Origin of the sequence: Hydrogenophaga sp. PML113, assembly GCF_001777155.1 — a bacterium.
GTDB lineage: Bacteria > Pseudomonadota > Gammaproteobacteria > Burkholderiales > Burkholderiaceae_C > Hydrogenophaga > Hydrogenophaga borbori.
The window spans coordinates 1-17,815 of the sequence record NZ_MIYM01000007.1 but is presented as its reverse complement, the minus strand read 5'-3'; the positions used below and the strand labels follow the sequence as shown (position 1 = coordinate 17,815).

Annotated in this window: 17 protein-coding genes, 1 tRNA gene and 1 pseudogene; 13 read left to right on the top strand and 6 right to left on the bottom strand. The window is 68.8% G+C overall.

Features of this window, described 5'->3' with window-relative positions:
• Nucleotides 1-54: 54 nt before the first annotated feature.
• Nucleotides 55-1,185, top strand: a complete 1,131-nt coding sequence (locus BHU06_RS14345) for an FAD-dependent oxidoreductase (protein ID WP_083293245.1) — start codon at nucleotides 55-57, stop codon at nucleotides 1,183-1,185.
• Between the two features lie 26 nt (nucleotides 1,186-1,211).
• On the opposite strand, the gene BHU06_RS14340 is transcribed toward BHU06_RS14345, so the two are convergent.
• The gene (locus BHU06_RS14340) at nucleotides 1,212-2,012 is read right to left on the bottom strand and encodes a hypothetical protein (protein WP_139147077.1); all 801 of its coding nucleotides are present in this window, start codon (nucleotides 2,010-2,012) and stop codon (nucleotides 1,212-1,214) included.
• 186 nt (nucleotides 2,013-2,198) lie between these two features.
• Between BHU06_RS14340 and BHU06_RS14335 the strand changes: the two genes are divergently transcribed.
• From BHU06_RS14335 to BHU06_RS14280, 12 genes are all read left to right on the top strand, one after another.
• Entirely contained in the window at nucleotides 2,199-3,986 is a 1,788-nt protein-coding gene (locus tag BHU06_RS14335; protein ID WP_070399893.1) for a nitrite/sulfite reductase, read from the top strand.
• 14 nt (nucleotides 3,987-4,000) lie between these two features.
• Nucleotides 4,001-4,384, top strand: coding sequence for a DUF934 domain-containing protein (locus BHU06_RS14330; RefSeq protein WP_070399892.1), 384 nt, complete (start codon nucleotides 4,001-4,003; stop codon nucleotides 4,382-4,384).
• Nucleotides 4,385-4,393: 9 nt separating this feature from the next.
• Nucleotides 4,394-5,131: a phosphoadenylyl-sulfate reductase gene (locus BHU06_RS14325; RefSeq protein ID WP_070399891.1), complete on the top strand. Its 738-nt coding sequence runs from the start codon at nucleotides 4,394-4,396 to the stop codon at nucleotides 5,129-5,131.
• The gene (gene cysD, locus BHU06_RS14320; protein WP_070399890.1) at nucleotides 5,128-6,087 is read left to right on the top strand and encodes a sulfate adenylyltransferase subunit CysD; all 960 of its coding nucleotides are present in this window, start codon (nucleotides 5,128-5,130) and stop codon (nucleotides 6,085-6,087) included. Before BHU06_RS14325 ends, cysD begins: the two co-directional genes overlap by 4 nt.
• On the top strand, nucleotides 6,087-7,379 hold the full coding sequence (locus BHU06_RS14315) for a sulfate adenylyltransferase subunit 1 (protein WP_070399889.1): 1,293 nt from the start codon (nucleotides 6,087-6,089) through the stop codon (nucleotides 7,377-7,379). Before cysD ends, BHU06_RS14315 begins: the two co-directional genes overlap by 1 nt.
• Before the next feature lie 101 nt (nucleotides 7,380-7,480).
• Entirely contained in the window at nucleotides 7,481-7,810 is a 330-nt protein-coding gene (gene fdxA, locus BHU06_RS14310) for a ferredoxin FdxA (protein WP_070399888.1), read from the top strand.
• A gap of 66 nt (nucleotides 7,811-7,876) precedes the next feature.
• Nucleotides 7,877-8,938, top strand: coding sequence for an NAD(P)/FAD-dependent oxidoreductase (locus BHU06_RS14305; RefSeq protein WP_070399887.1), 1,062 nt, complete (start codon nucleotides 7,877-7,879; stop codon nucleotides 8,936-8,938).
• A gap of 55 nt (nucleotides 8,939-8,993) precedes the next feature.
• Nucleotides 8,994-9,069: transfer RNA gene (locus tag BHU06_RS14300), tRNA-Asn, on the top strand.
• Between the two features lie 70 nt (nucleotides 9,070-9,139).
• On the top strand, nucleotides 9,140-9,502 hold the full coding sequence (locus tag BHU06_RS14295) for a VanZ family protein (RefSeq protein WP_070399886.1): 363 nt from the start codon (nucleotides 9,140-9,142) through the stop codon (nucleotides 9,500-9,502).
• Between the two features lie 45 nt (nucleotides 9,503-9,547).
• Nucleotides 9,548-10,318, top strand: coding sequence for a leucyl/phenylalanyl-tRNA--protein transferase (gene aat, locus BHU06_RS14290; protein WP_070399885.1), 771 nt, complete (start codon nucleotides 9,548-9,550; stop codon nucleotides 10,316-10,318).
• Nucleotides 10,315-11,055 carry an arginyltransferase gene (locus BHU06_RS14285; protein WP_070399884.1) on the top strand — a complete coding sequence of 247 codons (741 nt, stop codon included), beginning with the start codon at nucleotides 10,315-10,317 and terminating at the stop codon, nucleotides 11,053-11,055. The genes aat and BHU06_RS14285 overlap by 4 nt, the downstream gene beginning before the upstream one ends.
• An 80-nt stretch (nucleotides 11,056-11,135) precedes the next feature.
• Nucleotides 11,136-11,918 carry an IclR family transcriptional regulator gene (locus BHU06_RS14280; RefSeq protein ID WP_070399883.1) on the top strand — a complete coding sequence of 261 codons (783 nt, stop codon included), beginning with the start codon at nucleotides 11,136-11,138 and terminating at the stop codon, nucleotides 11,916-11,918.
• 21 nt (nucleotides 11,919-11,939) lie between these two features.
• Here BHU06_RS14280 and BHU06_RS14275 read toward each other — a convergent pair whose 3' ends face one another.
• The 5 genes and pseudogenes from BHU06_RS14275 to BHU06_RS22560 form a co-directional block, all read right to left on the bottom strand.
• Nucleotides 11,940-13,094 (bottom strand): serine hydrolase, encoded by a 1,155-nt coding sequence (locus tag BHU06_RS14275; RefSeq protein WP_070399882.1) that lies wholly within the window; start codon nucleotides 13,092-13,094, stop codon nucleotides 11,940-11,942.
• Nucleotides 13,095-13,273: 179 nt separating this feature from the next.
• Complete coding sequence (locus BHU06_RS14270) at nucleotides 13,274-14,815, bottom strand: 2-isopropylmalate synthase (protein ID WP_070399881.1); 1,542 nt, start codon at nucleotides 14,813-14,815, stop codon at nucleotides 13,274-13,276.
• A gap of 27 nt (nucleotides 14,816-14,842) precedes the next feature.
• Nucleotides 14,843-16,531, bottom strand: a complete 1,689-nt coding sequence (gene leuA, locus BHU06_RS14265; RefSeq protein ID WP_070399880.1) for a 2-isopropylmalate synthase — start codon at nucleotides 16,529-16,531, stop codon at nucleotides 14,843-14,845.
• A gap of 220 nt (nucleotides 16,532-16,751) precedes the next feature.
• Nucleotides 16,752-17,561, bottom strand: a complete 810-nt coding sequence (pssA, locus tag BHU06_RS14260) for a CDP-diacylglycerol--serine O-phosphatidyltransferase (RefSeq protein WP_070399879.1) — start codon at nucleotides 17,559-17,561, stop codon at nucleotides 16,752-16,754.
• Nucleotides 17,562-17,677: 116 nt separating this feature from the next.
• A pseudogene (locus tag BHU06_RS22560) lies at nucleotides 17,678-17,815 on the bottom strand (ketol-acid reductoisomerase); the annotation flags it as partial.

Genomic DNA, 17,815 nt, shown 5'->3' with positions numbered 1-17,815 from the left:
GCCCGCCACCCCGGCACCTGCAGGCCCGCCGCGCGCGGGCCTCTTGCTTTGCGCATGCCAGCCCCTGACGAGACGCGCCGAGCGCTGGTGATCGGCGCCGGCCTGGCGGGCGCGGCGGTCACGGCCGCGCTGTGCCGGCGCGGTTGGCGCGTCACGCTGCTCGACGCCGCGGAGGGCCCGGCCCGCGCGGCCTCGGCCCTGCCGGTGGGCGTGCTGAGCCCGCACCTCACGCGCCAGCCCACACCGATGTCGCGCCTCACGGCCCTGGGCGTGCCCATCGCGCGGGCCGAGCTGGAGCGCCTGGTGGCCCCGGGCGCCGGCTGGCAGGCGGCGACGATCGACAACCGCGGCGCCCACGCCCCCGGCCAGCAGCCCGCCGCGCTGGTGCGCCCGGGCGCCTTGGTGCTGGCCTGGCTGGCCGAGGCCGGCGAGCGGCTGGACACCCGCTGGAATGCGCCCGTGGCGGGCCTGTCGCGCGGGACCGGCCAGTGGCAGGCGCTGGACCCCGCGGGCCGGACCATCGCCGCCGCGCCGCACGCCGTGATCGCCGCCGCACTGGGCAGCCGCGATCTCGCGCCCGAGGCCGGCGGCGCCTGGCCGCTGGGCCCGGTGTTGGGCCAGATGAGCCTGGGCGCGCTGGACGGCGCGCCGCTGAGCGAGCGGCCGCAGCGCGACGACGGCGTCTTCGTGCCGGAGTACCGCGACAGCGGGCTAGCTCCGCGCTGGCCGGCGGCGATCTGGGCCATGGGCTCGACCTATGCGCGCGGCCGCACCGACACCGCCCTGAGCGATGCCGCCCACCGCGACAACGCCGCCCGGCTGCGCGCCCTGGCACCCGCCGCCGCCGACCGGCTGGAGGACGGGCTCGCGCAAGGCCGTCTGCTGGGCTGGGCCGGCGTGCGCTGCGCCTCCATGGACCGACTGCCCCTGGTGGGCGCCGCGCCCGACCCGGCGGCCTGGGCCGCGCGCGACAGCGCGGGCCACGCGGCATCGGCCGTGCCCCGACTGCCCGGGCTTTGGTTGCTCACGGCCCTGGGTTCGCGCGGGCTGTCGCTGGCCGCGGCCTGCGGCCAGTGGCTGGCGGCCGAGATGGACGGCGAAGCGCCGGGCCTCGACGCCGAACTGCGCACCGCGATCGACCCCGCGCGCTTTGCCTGGCGGCGCGCGCGGCGCACCCGCGGCTGAGCCGCCGGCCGGCGCTCGGCCCCGGCTCAGAGCATTTCCAGGTAACGCGACACCACCGGCGGCTGCAGCGGCAGCGCCAGCAGGCCCGAAACGCCCAGGCGGCGCGTGTGCGCGCGCACCCGCCGCCGGTGCCACCAGCCCGTCAGGGGGCCGGCGAAGCGCTGCGCGTGCTCGCTGGTCGCCAGGGTCATGGCCTCGGGGTAGCGCTGGCGGAACAGCTGCATCAGGCCCCAGGCGTCGATGTGGTGGTCGTCGAGGTTGAACACCCCGCACAGGTAGTGGTGCTGGGCCATGCACTCGGCGGCGCGTTCGGTGCTCGGTGCCTCATCGATATAGGGCACGGCCGCCTGCGTCAGCCGCTCTCGCAGGTAGCCGGACTCGTTCGCCGCGATGCCCACCACCAGGGCCCGGCGCACCTCGACCAAGGGAAATTCGCCAAGCTCGATGTCCAGCGGCGCGGGCTGGGACACGTCCAGGTCCAGGAAACCGGAATCGCTCTGCGTGGCGGCGAAGGTGGTGTCCAGGTCGTGCAGCAGGTGCGCCCAGGCGATGGGCCGCGCCACGACCCGCCAGGCGTGCTCGGGCGCCTGCTCGCCCACCCAGATGAGCCGCTGACCGGGGCGCGGCGCGCGCGCATGCACCAACACGGCTTCGGCGCAGTCGCCATCCACCAGCAGCACGGGGGGCATTTCTTCCAGCAGGCCCGAGGCCGCCCGCCAGGGTCCGTAGGACACCTCGCGCTCACGCGAGAGCCGGAAAACGGTGTTCAACGCGTGGCGCTCCACGTCTGAGAAACCGATCACCTGAACCCGAACGACGCTCGTCATGTTGGGGGATGTTACTTCAGACAAATTGTGATAGCCAATTTTGCTCCATGGGCCACCAGGATTTGCTTATTCCAAATTGATATACAGGCATAAAAAAAAAGTAGTTCGTCGAATAAAGCCAACTTTCTACAGTGCCGGGCATCCCCACGAATCGCCGACCGCTCCGGTGGTCCCATCGCCCGATCCATGTACCGCCACGACGCTTTCGACCGCCAGTTCGTGCAACAGCGCGCCGCCCAGTACCGCGACCAGCTGGAGCGCTGGCAGGCCGGCACCCTCTCCGACGACGCCTTCAAGCCGCTGCGCCTGCAGAACGGCTGGTACATCCAGCGCTTTGCGCCCATGCTGCGTGTGGCCGTGCCCTATGGGGAGATCAACAGCGAGCAGCTGCGCGTGCTGGCCCGCGTGGCGCGCGAGTTCGACCACAAGGAAGACAACGACATTTCCAAGGCCAACGCCGGCCTGTCCGACGTGCCGAGCCTGCCCGACCGCACGGCGCACTTCACCACGCGCTCCAACGTGCAGTTCAACTGGATTCCACTGGCGCGCTCGGCCGACGTGATGGAGTTGCTGGCCAGCGTGGGCCTGCACGGCATCCAGACCAGCGGCAACTGCATTCGCAACACCACCTCCGATGCCCTGGCCGGCATCGCCGTGGACGAGGTGGCCGACCCCCGGCCCTTCGCCGAGATCCTGCGCCAGTGGAGCACCCTGCACCACGAGTTCGCCTTCCTGCCGCGCAAGTTCAAGGTGGCCATCACCGGCGCCCGCGAAGACCGCGCCGCCACGCCCTGGCACGACGTGGGCCTGCGCCTGCTGCACAACGTCGACGGCGAGCTGGGCTTCCAGGTGCGCGTGGGCGGCGGCATGGGCCGCACGCCCATCATCGGCACCGTGCTGCGCGAGTTCCTGCCCTGGGACCAGATGCTCAACTACCTGGAAGCCGTGGTGCGCGCCTACAACCGCTTCGGCCGGCGCGACAACATGTACAAGGCGCGCATCAAGATCATCGTGAAGGCCGAGGGCCAGGCCTTCGCCGACCAGGTCGAGGCCGAGTACCGCGACATCCTCGAGCTGGACGGCGCGCCGCACACCATCACCGCCGCCGAGCTGGCCCGCGTCAGCGCCTTCTTCACGCCGCCCGCGCTGGCCTGCGACCGCAAGAGCGCCGACGCCAAGATCGCCCACATCCTCAAGGCCGCGGCCGAGGACGACCTGGAATTCAGCCGCTGGCTCACCCGCAACGTGGTGGCGCACAAGAACCCCGACCTGCGCGCGGTCACGCTCTCCTTCAAGCGCCTGGGCCAGTCGCCCGGCGACGCCACGGCCGAGCAGCTGGAGCGCGCGGCCGAGCTGGCCGACCGCTTCTCCGGCGGCGAGGCGCGCGTGACGCACACGCAGAACCTGCTGCTGCCCTGGGTGCGCTGCGACCAGTTGCCCGAGCTGTGGCGCGAGGCGCGCCGCCTGGGTCTGGCCAAGCCCAACATCGGCCTGCTCACCGACATGATCGCCTGCCCCGGCGGCGATTTCTGCGATCTCGCCAACGCGCGCTCGCTGCCCATCGCCCAGGCCGTGCTCGCGCGCTACGCCGACCTCGACGAGCTGCACGACATCGGCGAGATCGACCTGCACATGAGCGGCTGCATCAACAGCTGCGGCCACCACCACAGCGGCCACATCGGCGTGCTCGGCGTCGACAAGGACGGCCAGGAGTGGTACCAGGTGACGCTGGGCGGCTCCGACGGCAAGCGCCTGTCGGGCGAGGCCACGCCGGGCAAGGTCATCGGCCCGTCCTTCGCGGCCAACGAGGTGCCCGAGGTCATCGAGGCCCTGCTCGACACCTACCGCGCCCAACGCGAGGACGGCGAACCTTTCATCGCCACCCTGCGCCGGATCGGCCTCGACCCGTTCAAGCAGGCCGCCAACGCCGTGCGCAGCACCACCGCGCGTCCCGTCGACGCCGCCACTGTCTGAACCAGGAGCCGAACATGAGCATCCAGCTGCTGCGCGCCGACACCTTCAGCCCCCCCGAAACCGAGGCCGAACGCCGCGTGCTGGCCAACACCGACGACCCACGCGAGGCCGACCTGAGCGGTGTGCGCGTGGTCGAACTGCAGTTCCCCAAGTTCAGCGACGGCCGCGCCTTCAGCCAGGCCTTCCTGCTGCGCCGTCGCCTGGGCTTCACCGGCGACATCCGCGCCACCGGCGAGGTGCTGATCGACCAGCTGCTGCAGATGCAGCGCAGCGGCTTCAGCCAGGCCGTGCTCAAGGCCGACCAGGACCTGGCGCACGCCGAGCGCCTGCTGCGGCACTACGGCGGCTTCTACCAGGGCGACGCGTTGCAGCCGCAGCCGCGCTTCGCGAACGCCTGAGGACCTGCCATGAGCGCCATCGATCTCTACAACCACCCCTCGGCCGACTTCGCGGCCAAGGTGGAGCGCGCCATCGCGCTGCTGCGCGAGCAGGCCTCCGCGCACCCACGCCTCACGCAGGCGTCCAGCCTGGGCGCCGAGGACATGGTGGTCACCCACCTGGTCCACCTCGCCGGCGTCGAGGCCAGCGTCTTCGTCCTGGAGACCGGCAAGCTGCACGCCGAAACCCTGGCCATGATCCCCAAGATTGAACGCCGCTACGCCACCAGCGTGCGCGTGTTCCGGCCCAGGCACGAATCGGTGGTGCACTTCGTGCGCCGCCATGGCGAGGACGCCATGTACCGCAGCATCGAGCTGCGCAAGGCCTGCTGCGACGTGCGCAAGATGGAGCCGCTGTCGCGCGCCCTGGCCGGCCACGACGGCTGGATCACCGGCCTGCGGCGCGAGCAATCGAACGCGCGCGCCGAGGTTGGCGAAGTGATCCAGGAACCCGAGCGCGTGAAGATCAGCCCGCTGGTGGACTGGACCTGGGGCGACGTGTGGCATTTCATCGCCTTGCACGGCCTGGACACCAACGAACTGCACGACCGCTTCTTCCCCAGCATCGGCTGCGAGCCCTGCACCCGCGCCATCAGCGTGGGCGAGGACTTCCGCGCCGGCCGCTGGTGGTGGGAGCAGGAAAGCGCCAAGGAATGCGGGTTGCACGTGCCGCCCGCCGCCTCCTCTCTCGATCGGACCCCCGCATGAACGCCCGCCCAGACCCCGCCGTGATCGAAGCCGCCCTGCTGCACGACAGCGGCCACCAGCTCAGCAACGCCCACCTGGACGCGCTGGAAGAAGAAACCATCTTCATCCTGCGCGAGGTGGCCGGCGCCTTCGAGCGCCCCGCCCTGCTCTTCTCGGGCGGCAAGGACTCGCTGGTCATGCTCAAGTGCGCCGAGAAGGCCTTCGGCGCCGGCCGCATTCCCTACCCGCTGCTGATGATCGACACCGGCCACAACTTTCCCGAGGTGACGGATTTCCGCGACCAGCGCGCGAAAGAACTCGGCGCCGAGCTGATCGTTCGCCGCGTGGAAGACTCCATGGCGCGCGGCACCGTGCGCCTGGCCCACCCGGGCGAGAGCCGCAACGTGCACCAATCGGTCACGCTGCTGGAGGCCATCGAGGAGTTCCGTTTCGACGCCCTGATCGGTGGCGCGCGGCGCGACGAAGAAAAGGCGCGCGCCAAGGAGCGCATCTTTTCGCACCGCGACGGCTTCGGCCAGTGGCAGCCCAAGGCCCAGCGCCCCGAGCTCTGGACCCTGTTCAACACCCGCCTGCAGCCCGGCGAGCACTTCCGCGTGTTCCCCATCAGCAACTGGACCGAGCTCGACGTCTGGCAGTACATCGCGCGCGAGGACATCGGCCTGCCCTCCATCTACTACACCCACCCGCGCGAGGTGGTGGACCGCCGCGGCCTGCTGGTGCCGGTGACCGAGCTCACCCCGCCGCGCGAAGGCGAGCGGGTGGAACGGCGCGACGTGCGCTTTCGCACCGTGGGCGACATCACCTGCACCTGCCCCGTGGAAAGCACGGCCGCCACGCCGCAGCAGATCGTGATTGAGACCCTGGCCGCCGAGGTCAGCGAGCGTGGCGCCACCCGCATGGACGACAAGACCAGCGACGCTTCCATGGAGCGCCGCAAGAAAGAGGGTTACTTCTGATGAGCACCGCCACCTCGCAAGACACCCGCGCCGCGCTGCGCCTGATCACCTGCGGCAGCGTCGACGACGGCAAGAGCACGCTCATCGGCCGCCTGCTGGTCGACAGCAAGGCCGTGCTGCAGGACCACCTGGCCGGCGTGCAGCGCCTGGGCCAGACCGACCTGGCCCTGCTCACCGACGGCCTGTCGGCCGAGCGCGAGCAAGGCATCACCATCGACGTGGCCTACCGCTACTTCAGCACCGAGCAGCGCAAGTTCATCATCGGCGACGCCCCGGGCCACGAGCAGTACACGCGCAACATGGTCACCGCGGCCAGCAGCGCCGACGCCGCCGTGGTGCTGGTCGACGCCACCAAGCTCGACTGGCGCGACCCCGCCCTGGCCCTGCTGCCGCAGACGCGCCGCCACAGCCTGCTGGTCAAGCTGCTGCGCGTGCCCTCGGTGGTGTTCGCGGTGAACAAGCTCGACGCGGTGGACGACGGTGCCACCGCCTACACCCACATCAAGGCCGCGCTGTACGCCTTTGCCCAGCAGGCCGGGCTCGACGTGACGGCCGTGGTGCCGGTGTCCGCCCTGAACGGTTGGAACGTGGTGGACGAGGCAGCGAAAGCCGGCTGGTGCGGCTACCACGGCCCCACGCTGCTGGAAATCCTGGAGCACCTGCCGGTAACGGAACCCGACGCCGAGCTGCCGCTGGCCTTCCCGGTACAGTGGGTGGAGAAGTTCTCGTCCTCGTCCGACACCTCCCAGGGTCGGCGCGTGTTCTGGGGCCGCGTGGCCGCCGGGCAGTTGCGCCCGGGCCAGGCTGTGCGCGTGGCGCCCCGGGGCCAGACCGCCGTGGTGGCGCAGGTGCTCGACCATGTGCGCCGGCCCGGCGAGGTGTCCGCCGGTCACAGCGCGGGCATCGTGCTCGACCGCGAGCTCGACGTCTCACGCGGCGACTGGCTGCTCGGGGTGGACGACGCGGACGCCTCGCTCGACGCGCAGCGCGAGATCGCCGCCACCGTCGCCTGGCTGGACGACGAGCCCCTGGTGCCGGGCCGCGTCTACTGGGCCCTGCACGGCCACCGCTGGGTCAAGGCCAAGGTCAAGCGCATCGCGCACCAGCTCGACATCCACACCCTGGCCGAACACGACGCCCGCGAACTGCCGCCCAACGCCATCGGCCACATCGAACTCGCGCTGCAGGAGCCGCTGGCCACGCGGCCGTTCGCCGAATCGCGCGCCCTGGGCTCGCTGGTGCTGGTGGACACCGCCAGCCACCGCACGGCCGGCGCCGTGCTCGTGCGCTGAATAACCCCACAGACACCGACCGGGAAGCCACCAAGGGCAAGCCCGGCCGGTCGGGTGCGGCACCGTAAAATCACCGCTTTCCGTCTGCCCGATCCGCCACCATGACCCACGTCGTCACCGAAGCCTGCATCCGCTGCAAGTACACCGATTGCGTCGATGTCTGCCCCGTGGACTGCTTCCGCGAAGGCCCGAACTTCCTCACCATCGACCCCGACGAGTGCATCGACTGCGCGGTCTGCATCCCCGAATGCCCGGTGAGCGCCATCTACGCCGAGGAAGACCTGCCCAAGGACCAGCTGCACATGACGGCGCTCAACGCCGAGCTGGCCCGCCTGCCCACCTGGAAGAGCATCACCAAGCGCAAGGCCGCGCTGCCCGACGCCGAAGAGTGGAAGGACAAGACCGGCAAGCTCGACCAGCTGATCCGCTGAGTCCATGAGCGCCGCCCGGCCGCCCGAAGGCGCTCGCGCCGCAGCGCGCCGAGCAAAGGTTTTCCAGTGACCCCTACCGCGCCGATCGAGACCGACGCGCTCGTCATTGGTGCCGGCCCCGTGGGGCTGTGGCAGGTCTTCCAGCTCGGCCTGCAGGACATCCGGGCGCAGGTGGTCGACGCCCTGCCCCACGCCGGCGGTCAGCCCGCCGAGCTCTACCCCGACAAGCCCATCTACGACATTCCCGGCCTGCCCGTGTGCAGCGGCCGGGAGTTGGTCGATCGGCTGCTGCTGCAGGTCAAGCCCTTCCAGCCCCGGCTCCACCTCGACCAATCGGTGAGCGCGCTCGCGCGCGAGGCCGATGGCCGCTGGGCCGTTCGCACCAGCGCGGGCCAGGACTTCCTCGCGCGCCTGGTGTTCATCGCCGCGGGCGTGGGCGCCTTCCAGCCCAAGCGCCTGAAGCTCGACGGCATCGAGGCCCTGGAAGGCCAGCAGGTGCACCACCGCTTCGACGCCACCCGCGACTGGCGCGGCCAGCATGTGGTGGTGCACGGCGGCGACGCGCTCGCGATCGACTGGGCGTTGCGCCTGCTCGACAGCGCCCAGCCCCCCGCGGGCCTGAGCCTGCTGCACCGGCGCGAGGTGCTGCAAGCCGACGACGAGGCCGCGCTCGCGCGCGTGCAAGACGCCATCGCCTCGGGCCGCGTGAGGCTGGTGGTCGGCCAGCCCCTGGGGCTGGACCTGGAAGGCGCGCGGCTGCGCGGCCTGCAGTTGCTCGATCCCCAAGGCCAGACACAGACCCTGGCGCTGGACCAATTGATCGTCGCCCTGGGCCTGTCGCCGCGCCTGGGGCCCATCGCCGACTGGGGCCTGGCCATGGAGCGCAAGCAGCTCGTGGTGAACCCCGAAAGCTTCGAGACCAGCGAACCCGGCCTGTACGCGGTGGGCGACATCAACACCTACCCGGGCAAGAAAAAACTCATCCTCTGCGGCTTCCACGAAGCCACGCTGGCCGCCTTCGCCGCCGTCGCGTGTTTGCGCCCCGAGGAGCGCGTACCGCTGCAATACACCACCACCAGCCCCCGCCTGCACCGGCTGCTCGGCGTGGCCCCCGAGGCAGAACGCTGACTTTCTTCGGGCCCGCCCGGAAACGCTTCAAAACAACGCTATAATTTGAGGCTGTTCCCTGATAGCTCAGTCGGTAGAGCGACGGACTGTTAATCCGCAGGTCCCTGGTTCGAGTCCAGGTCGGGGAGCCACCCAACACCCGCACAACGGCCTTCTCGCGAAGGCCGTTGTCGTTTTTGCGCCTTCGTCTTCACGCACGCCATGCAACGCCTGATCGCCGTGGGGTTCTGGTGCAGCCTGCTCGGCCTCACCATCGCCTCGCTGGTGCCGGTCGAACTGCTGCCGCCGCAGGCCATGAACATCTGGGACAAGGCCCAGCACGCCCTGGGCTTCGCCTGGCTGGCGCTGTGGGGACTGCTGGCCTACCCGCGCCGGGCCGGCGCGGTGGTGGCGGGGCTCATCCTGTGGGGTGGTCTGATCGAACTCATGCAACTGGCCGCGGGCTGGCGCTACGGTGAATGGATCGATTGGCTGGCCGACGCCATCGGTGTGCTGACCGTGTGGCTGCCCTGGCGCCTGCTGCCGGGACGCCTGACCGGTCGCGTTTTGCCCGCGCGCACTTGATGCCGCGGGGGCGCCGCGCACAATAGCGGCCATACCTCTCGCGCCATGACCCAGACGCCCCCGACCCGACCGCTGCCCTGGCTGGAGCCGGGGGAGCCCTTCCCGCCGGTGGAACAGGCCTGGGGCCCGCACGACCCCGCCCCCGGCCTGTTGGCCGCCGGCGGCGTGCTGGACGTGCCCACGCTCGTGGCCGCCTATTCGCGTGGCATCTTTCCCTGGTACAGCTCGGGCCAGCCCATCCTGTGGTGGAGCACCGATCCGCGCATGGTGCTGTCGCCGACCGAGTTCCGGCTGCACCGTTCGCTGCGCAAGACCATCCAGAAGCTGCTGAACGCGCAGCGGCTGGAGCTGCGCATCGACCACGACTTCGAGCGCGTGATCCTGGCCTGCGCCCAGACCCCGCGCGACGGCCAGAGCGGCACCTGGATACTGCCGGCCATGGTGCAGGCCTATACGCGCCTGCACCGCGCCGGCATGGCCCATTCGGTGGAAACCTGGATCGACGGCGAGCTGGCCGGCGGCCTGTACGTGGTCAACCTCGGTGCCATGGTGTTTGGCGAATCCATGTTCAGCCGGCGCAGCGACGCCTCCAAGATCGCCCTGGCGGGCCTGATGGCGCTGTGCCGGCGGCACGGCATCACGCTGGTGGATTGCCAGCAAAACACCGCCCACCTGGCCTCCATGGGCGGGCGGCTGATGCCGCGCGATCCCTTCGTGCAGCACGTGCGCCTGGCGCTGCTGCAGCCCGCGCCCCGATGGGAATTCCGGCCCGTATACTGGCGCGAGCACCTTTCCATCGGCGACGAACGCGCGTGACGCACCTCAAGGACCTCCCGCTCCAGGCGCTGCAGTTCTACGCCACCGCGCCCTATCCCTGCAGCTACCTGGCGGGACGGCAGGCGCGCTCCCAGGTGGCCACGCCCAGCCACCTCATCCACAACGACGCCTATTCCGATCTGGTCACGCACGGCTTTCGTCGCAGTGGCATGTTCACCTACCGCCCTTACTGCGACGGCTGCAGCGCCTGCGTGCCGCTGCGCGTGCCGGTGGCGGGCTTCCAACCCAACCGCAGCCAACGGCGCAGCCAGCGCCAGCACAGTGGGTTCATCACCCGTGTGCTCAAGCTGTGCTTCATGCCCGAGCACTACCAGCTGTACCTGCGTTACCAGAACAGCCGCCACGCGGGCGGCGGCATGGACCACGACAGCGTGGACCAGTACACCCAATTCCTGCTGCAAAGCCGCGTCAACTCGCGCCTGGTGGAGTTCCATGAACCCGACGCCCAGGGCCGGCCGGCGCGGCTCAAGATGGTCTCGATCATCGACGTGCTCAACGACGGCCTCTCCGCGGTCTACACCTTCTACGAGCCCGACGAGCGCTGCAGCTACGGCACCTACAGCGTGCTCTGGCAGATCGAGCAGGCGCGGGCGCTCGAGCTGCCCCACGTCTACCTGGGCTACTGGATCGCGCAGAGCCCCAAGATGAACTACAAGGCCAGCTTCCGCCCGCACGAGGTCCTGGTGGACGGCCGCTGGACCGCGGCCGACGCCTGATTCGATCCCACCGCAGGGTTTTTCACCGATGCTGCGGTGCGGCGATTTCATCTTGTAAGATGGGGTTTGCACATCCGACCATGAGCAAACGATCCGACTCCCCCCCCACCGCCCCCACCGTTCAGGTGCTGGAGCGCATGTTCAACCTGCTGGAGGTGCTGGCCTCGCGCGAGGAGGCGGTCTCGCTGAAGGAAATCAGCGAGAAGACCGGCCTGCATCCCTCCACGGCGCACCGCATCCTCAATGACCTGACCATCGGCCGCTTCGTCGACCGCCCCGAGGCGGGCAGCTACCGGCTGGGCATGCGCTTGCTGGAGCTCGGCAACCTGGTCAAGGCCCGGCTGAGCGTGCGCGACGCCGCCCTCGGGCCCATGCGCGAGCTGCACAAGCAGATTCAGCAGCCGGTGAACCTCAGCGTGCGCCAGGGCGATGAGATCGTCTACGTGGAGCGCGCCTACAGCGAGCGCTCGGGCATGCAGGTGGTGCGTGCCATCGGAGGCCGTGCGCCGCTGCACCTCACCTCGGTGGGCAAGCTTTTCCTGGCCGACGACGACCCCACGCGCGTGCGCGCCTACGCCACCCGCACCGGCCTGGCCGGCAATACACGCAACAGCTTCACCCAGCTGCCGGCACTGGAGCGTGAACTCGCGCAATGCCGCCAGGCTGGCGTGGCGCGCGACAACGAGGAACTGGAGATGGGCGTGCGCTGCATGGCCGCCGGCATCTACGACGACCAGCGCAAGCTGGTGGCGGGTTTGTCGATCTCGGCGCCGGCCGATCGCATCGACGAAGGCTGGCTGCCCCGCCTCAAGGCCACGGCGGCCGAGATCTCGGCCGCGCTGGGCTTTCCGGCCAGCCGCTGACGCGCCGGCCTTGCCCGGGCATCAGCCCTGGGGACGCACCTTGCTGGCGAGCAATTCGCCCTGGTGCTCCACCCAACGGCGCACGCGCTCGGCGTCCTGCACGCGGCCCAGCTTGCCACTCGCGTCAAGGAACACCATGATCAGTTGGCGGCCGGCCACGCGGGCCTGCATCACCAAGCAGCGACCCGCTTCGGAGATGTAGCCGGTCTTCTGCAGGCCGATGTCCCACTCGGGGTTCTTCACCAGGCGGTTGGAGTTGTTGTACTGCAGCGTGCGGCGGCCCACGTCCACTTCATAACCCGGCGACGTGGACAGGTCGCGCAGCATGGGGCGTTCATAGGCGGTCGACACCAGAGTGGCCAGATCGCGGGCGCTCGAGCGGTTGTCGCTGGACAGCCCCGTGGGCTCCACGTAGCGCGTGTCGTGCATGCCCAGCTCGGCGGCCTTGGCGTTCATGCGGCGCACGAACACATCGAGGCCACCGGGATAGGTGCGGCCCAGCGCATGCGCCGCGCGGTTCTCGCTCGACATCAGCGCCAGGTGCATCAACTCGCCGCGCGTCAGCTGGGTGCCCACGGCCAGGCGCGAGCGGCTTCCCTTGAGGGTGTCGACGTCCTCGCTGGTGATGGTGATCACCTCGTTCATGTTCAGGCCCGCCTCCACGACGACCAGGCCGGTCATGAGCTTGGTGAGCGAGGCGATGGGCAGCACGGCCGAATCGTTCTTGGAGAACAGCACCTCATTGGTCTGCTGGTCCACGACCAGGGCCACGCTGGAATTCAGGTCCAACGCGTCGTCCATGCCATGCAGGCCGAGGCGCTGGCCCACCGACACCACCGGTGGCGTGGCCACGCGCACCACGCTGGGTTTGGCGCTGATGGCACGGGGCTTGGACGCGGGCGCTGCCTTGACCAGCGTGAGCTTGCGCGAAGCGACGCTTTGCTTGCGCTTGGCGGTGGTGACCCTGGTGGTCTTGGTGACCTTCTTGGTGGAGCGGCTGGCCACCTTGGGCTTGCTGGTCTTCTTGACCGGGGCCTTGGCAGCCTTGCTCGTCTTGCTGGTCTTGGCCGAGGAACCGGAGGCCGCTTGCGCCACACCCGTCGGCCCGAGCGCCCCGATCAACGCAACCGCCATAGCAGCAATCAGCGATTTCAGGGCGATCGGACGGAACAACATGACTCAACTCCAGCAAGACGGGACCAGCGCTGGGGCGGAGTATAGGGAGTCAGAAAAAAATCAGCAATATCAAAAGCTTGGACGGTGGTCTTAAGTGATCGGTGGAATAGACGCGCGTTTGGAGGTCAATTTCCACCGATCAATAAGGAAGTTCTACAAGTCGTTGAAACGTTTGAACTTTATCCCTGTGCCGCCACCCGGTCGGCCTTGCTGTGCAGTTTGTTGAGTGCGCTCAGGTAGGCCTTGGCCGACGCGACCACGATGTCCGGGTCCGCGCCCACGCCGTTGACCACGCGGCCACCATGCTGCAGCCGCACGGTGACCTCGCCCTGACTTTCGGTGGAGCCGCTGGTGATGGCGTTCACCGAATACAGCAGCAACTCGGCGCCACTCTTGACGTGCTGCTCGATCGCCTTGAGCGAGGCATCGACCGGGCCGTTGCCGTCGCTGTCGCCGCGCAGTTCCTTGCCATCCACGGTGAACACCACGCTGGCGTGCGGACGCTCGCCGGTCTCACTGCGCTGGGCCAGCGAGACGAAGCCGTACTGCTCCTTCTCGGCGGTGACGCTCTCGTCGCTCGCCAGGGCCAGGATGTCCTCGTCGAAGATCTCGGCCTTGCGGTCGGCCAATTCCTTGAACTTGGCGAAGGCCGTGTTGATCTCGGCCTCGGACGCCATCTCGATGCCCAGCTCCTGCAGGCGCTGCTTGAAGGCGTTGCGGCCCGAGAGCTTGCCCAGCACGATCTTGTTGGCGCTCCAACCCACGTCCTCGGCGCGCATGATCTCGTAGGTGTCGCGCGCCTTGAGCACGCCGTCCTGGTGGATGCCGCTGGCGTGCGCGAAGGCGTTGGCGCCCACCACGGCCTTGTTGGGCTGCACCACGAAGCCGGTGGTCTGGCTCACCATGCGACTGGCGGGCACGATCTGAGTGGTGTCGATGGCCACGTCGAGGCCGAAGTAATCGCGGCGCGTGCGCACCGCCATCACGATCTCCTCCAGCGAGCAGTTGCCCGCGCGCTCGCCCAGGCCGTTGATGGTGCATTCCACCTGGCGCGCGCCCCCGATCTTCACGCCCGCGAGCGAGTTGGCCACGGCCATGCCCAGGTCGTTGTGGCAATGCACGCTCCAGATCGCCTTGTCCGAGTTGGGAATCTTCTCGCGCAGGGTGCGGATGAAATGGCCATAGAGCTCGGGCACCGCGTAGCCCACGGTATCGGGGATGTTGAGCGTGGTCGCGCCTTCCTTGATCACGGTCTCGAGCACGCGGCAGAGAAAGTCCACGTCGCTGCGATAACCGTCCTCGGGGCTGAACTCGATGTCCTGCACCAGATTGCGCGCGAAACGCACCGACTGCTTCGCCTGCTCCAGCACCTGCTCGGGCGTCATGCGCAGCTTCTTCTCCATGTGCAGCGCGCTGGTGGCGATAAAGGTGTGGATGCGCGCGCGGTTGGCGCCCTTGAGCGCCTCGGCCGCGCGCGCGATGTCGCGGTCGTTCGCCCGCGCCAGCGAGCACACCGTAGAGTCTTTGATGTGGTCAGCGATGGCCTTCACAGACTCGAAGTCCCCGTTGGAGCTGGCCGCAAAGCCGGCCTCGATCACGTCGACTTTCAGGCGCTCGAGCTGGCGCGCGATGCGCAGCTTCTCGTCCTTGGTCATGGACGCGCCGGGTGATTGCTCGCCATCGCGCAGGGTGGTGTCGAAAATGATCAGCTGTTCGCTCATGGGGGCTCCTTGTTGTGTTCGCGCGCCTCAGGGCGCCACGCGTTCCATCGTTTCCTGCGTCTGCTCGGGCGCCACGCGCCGCAGGCCCGAAACGATGGCCTTAAACGAGGCGGACACGATGTTCGTGTCACGCCCCACGCCGAAAACCGTGTGGCGCTCGTCCACGCGCAGTTCCATGTAGGCCATGGCCTGCGCCTGGGCACCGGCGCCGATGGCGTGCTCATGGTAGTCGAGCACGCGCACCGACCGGCCGGTGGCCGCGTTGAGCGCATTGACGAAGGCGTCGATGGGCCCATTGCCCTGCCCTTGCACGGGCACCACCGCGCCCGCCCAGTCCACGTCGGCCGTGACACGCACGCTGCCGCCGGCCAGCTCGGTGGTGGTCGCGTTCGCAGGTGCAGGCGCCGACAGGGCGTACTCGCGCTCGAACAACTGCCACAAATCCTTGGCCGTGAGTTCCTTGCCGTCCAGGTCCATCACGGCCTGCACCACCTGGCTGAACTCGATCTGCAGGCGGCGCGGCAGCTCCACGCCGTACTCGGTCTCGAGCAGGTAGGCGATGCCACCCTTGCCCGATTGGCTGTTCACGCGGATCACGGCCTCGTAGCTGCGGCCCAGGTCCTTGGGATCGATGGGCAGATAAGGCACGTTCCAGATGTCGTCCGCCCGGCGCGCCGCGAAGGCCTTCTTGATCGCGTCCTGGTGCGAGCCCGAGAACGAGGTATAGACCAGGTCACCCACGTAGGGGTGGCGCGGATGCACGGGCAGTTGGTTGCAGTGCTCCACGGTCCGGCGGATCTCGTCGATATCGGAAAAATCCAGCCCGGGCGACACGCCCTGGGTGTAGAGGTTGAGCGCGACGTTGACGAGGTCGAGGTTGCCCGTGCGCTCGCCATTGCCGAACAGGCAACCCTCCAGCCGATCGGCCCCGGCCATGAGCGCGAATTCGCCCGCCGCCGTGCCGGTACCGCGGTCATTGTGCGGGTGCACCGACAGGACGATGGATTCGCGCCGCGCCAGGTGGCGGTGCATCCACTCGATCATGTCGGCGAAGATATTGGGCGTGCTGTGCTCCACCGTCGACGGCAGGTTGACGATGCACTTGTGCTCGGGTGTGGGCGCCCAGACCGCGGTGACCGCATCGACCACCCGCTTGGAGAAGGCGAGTTCGGTGCCCGAGAACATCTCGGGCGAGTACTGGAACGTCCAGCGCGTGTCCGGCTGCTCGGCCGCCAGGCGGGCGAACAGTCGCGCGTTGTCCACGGCGAGCTCCACGATGGCGTCCTCGTCCATGCCCAGCACCACGCGCCGCATGATCGGCGCAGTAGCGTTGTAGAGGTGGACGATCGCGCCGCGCGCACCTCGCAACGCCTCGAAGGTGCGGCGGATCAGGGGCTCGCGGGCCTGGGTGAGCACCTGGATCGTCACGTCGTCGGGGATCAGGTTCTCTTCGATCAGGCGGCGCACGAAGTCGAACTCGATCTGCGAGGCCGAGGGGAAGCCCACCTCGATTTCCTTGAAACCGATCTTCACGAGCTGCTGGAACATGCGCAGCTTGCGCTCCAGGTCCATGGGCTCGATCAGTGCCTGGTTCCCATCGCGCAAATCGGTGCTCAGCCAAGCGGGGGCCTTTTGGATCACGGCGTCTGGCCAGGTGCGGTCCTTGAGGCCGACGGGCCGAAAAGCGGCGTACTTGCTTGCAGGTTGCTTCAGCATGGTGTGGACTCTCTCGTGTCGACAGAACCCGCAACCCCAAAATACAAACGGCCCGTTGCGGGTGCAAACGGGCCGTTGGTGTGAGTCGCTCGCGCGCTACCGCATCTGCCCGTGAAGGACAGCCAGTAGTAGCAGCGAGGCGGCTTGGGAAAACATGCGATGCAATGTATCACAAAGCCCGCGAGGGCCGATAGGGCTTGTCCATGGGCTCAATGGCCGATCAGTCGTGCAGACCGCGTTCGTCGGGCTCGTCGGTGGAGGTGCTGATCACGCTGGTGGGCCGGCCCTTGGACTTTCGCCACAGGTACACCCCATAGCCCGACAGGCCGTAGACCACGAACAGCAGGAACAGCACGGTGGGCGGGTGGATGTTGATCACCGCGATGCCCAGGGCCACCAGCACCAGCGCGGCGAAAGGCACGCTCTTCTTCAGGCTCAGGTCCTTGAAGCTGTAGAAGGGCACGTTGGTCACCATGGTGAGGCCGGTGTAGAGCGTGAGCACGAACATCACCCAGCTCACGTCCTGCGGCGGCACCCCCGCCTCCTGCATGAGCCAGATGAAGCCCGCCACCAGCGCCGCCGCCGCGGGTGACGGCAGGCCCTGGAAGTAGCGCTTGTCCACCACACCCGTGTTGACATTGAAGCGTGCGAGGCGCAGCGCGGCGCAGGCGCAATAGACGAAGGCGGCGATCCAGCCCCAGCGCCCCAGGTCGCGCAGGCTCCATTCGTAGGCGATGAGCGCGGGCGCCGCGCCGAAGGACACCATGTCGGAGAGCGAATCCATCTGCTCGCCGAAGGCGCTCTGCGTGTTCGTGAGGCGGGCCACGCGACCGTCCAGGCTGTCGAGCACCATGGCCACGAAGATGCCCACGGTGGCGAGGTCGTAGCGGCCGTTCATGGCCATGACCACCGCGTAGAAACCGCCGAACAGCGCGGCCAGGGTGATCATGTTGGGCAGGAAGTAGATGCCCTTGGGGCGCCGACGCGCCTCGTTCAGGGGCTCCACTTCGGTGTCGTTTCCGTCGTGCATGTCGTGTGTTGGGATGAAATCCGTCGTCCGGAAAGCCATGCAGTGTACGTGGGGGCGAACAAACAAAAAAGGGCCAGGGCCGCGCACGGCCCTGGCCCGGGAACGGCGCTTGCCGATCAGTTGCGGGTCTGGTCGACCAGCTTGTTCTTGGCGATCCAGGGCATCATGGCGCGCAGCTGGGCGCCCACCACCTCGATGCTGTGCTCGGCCGTGTTGCGCCGGCGCGCCGTCATGCTGGGGTAGCCCGTGCGCCC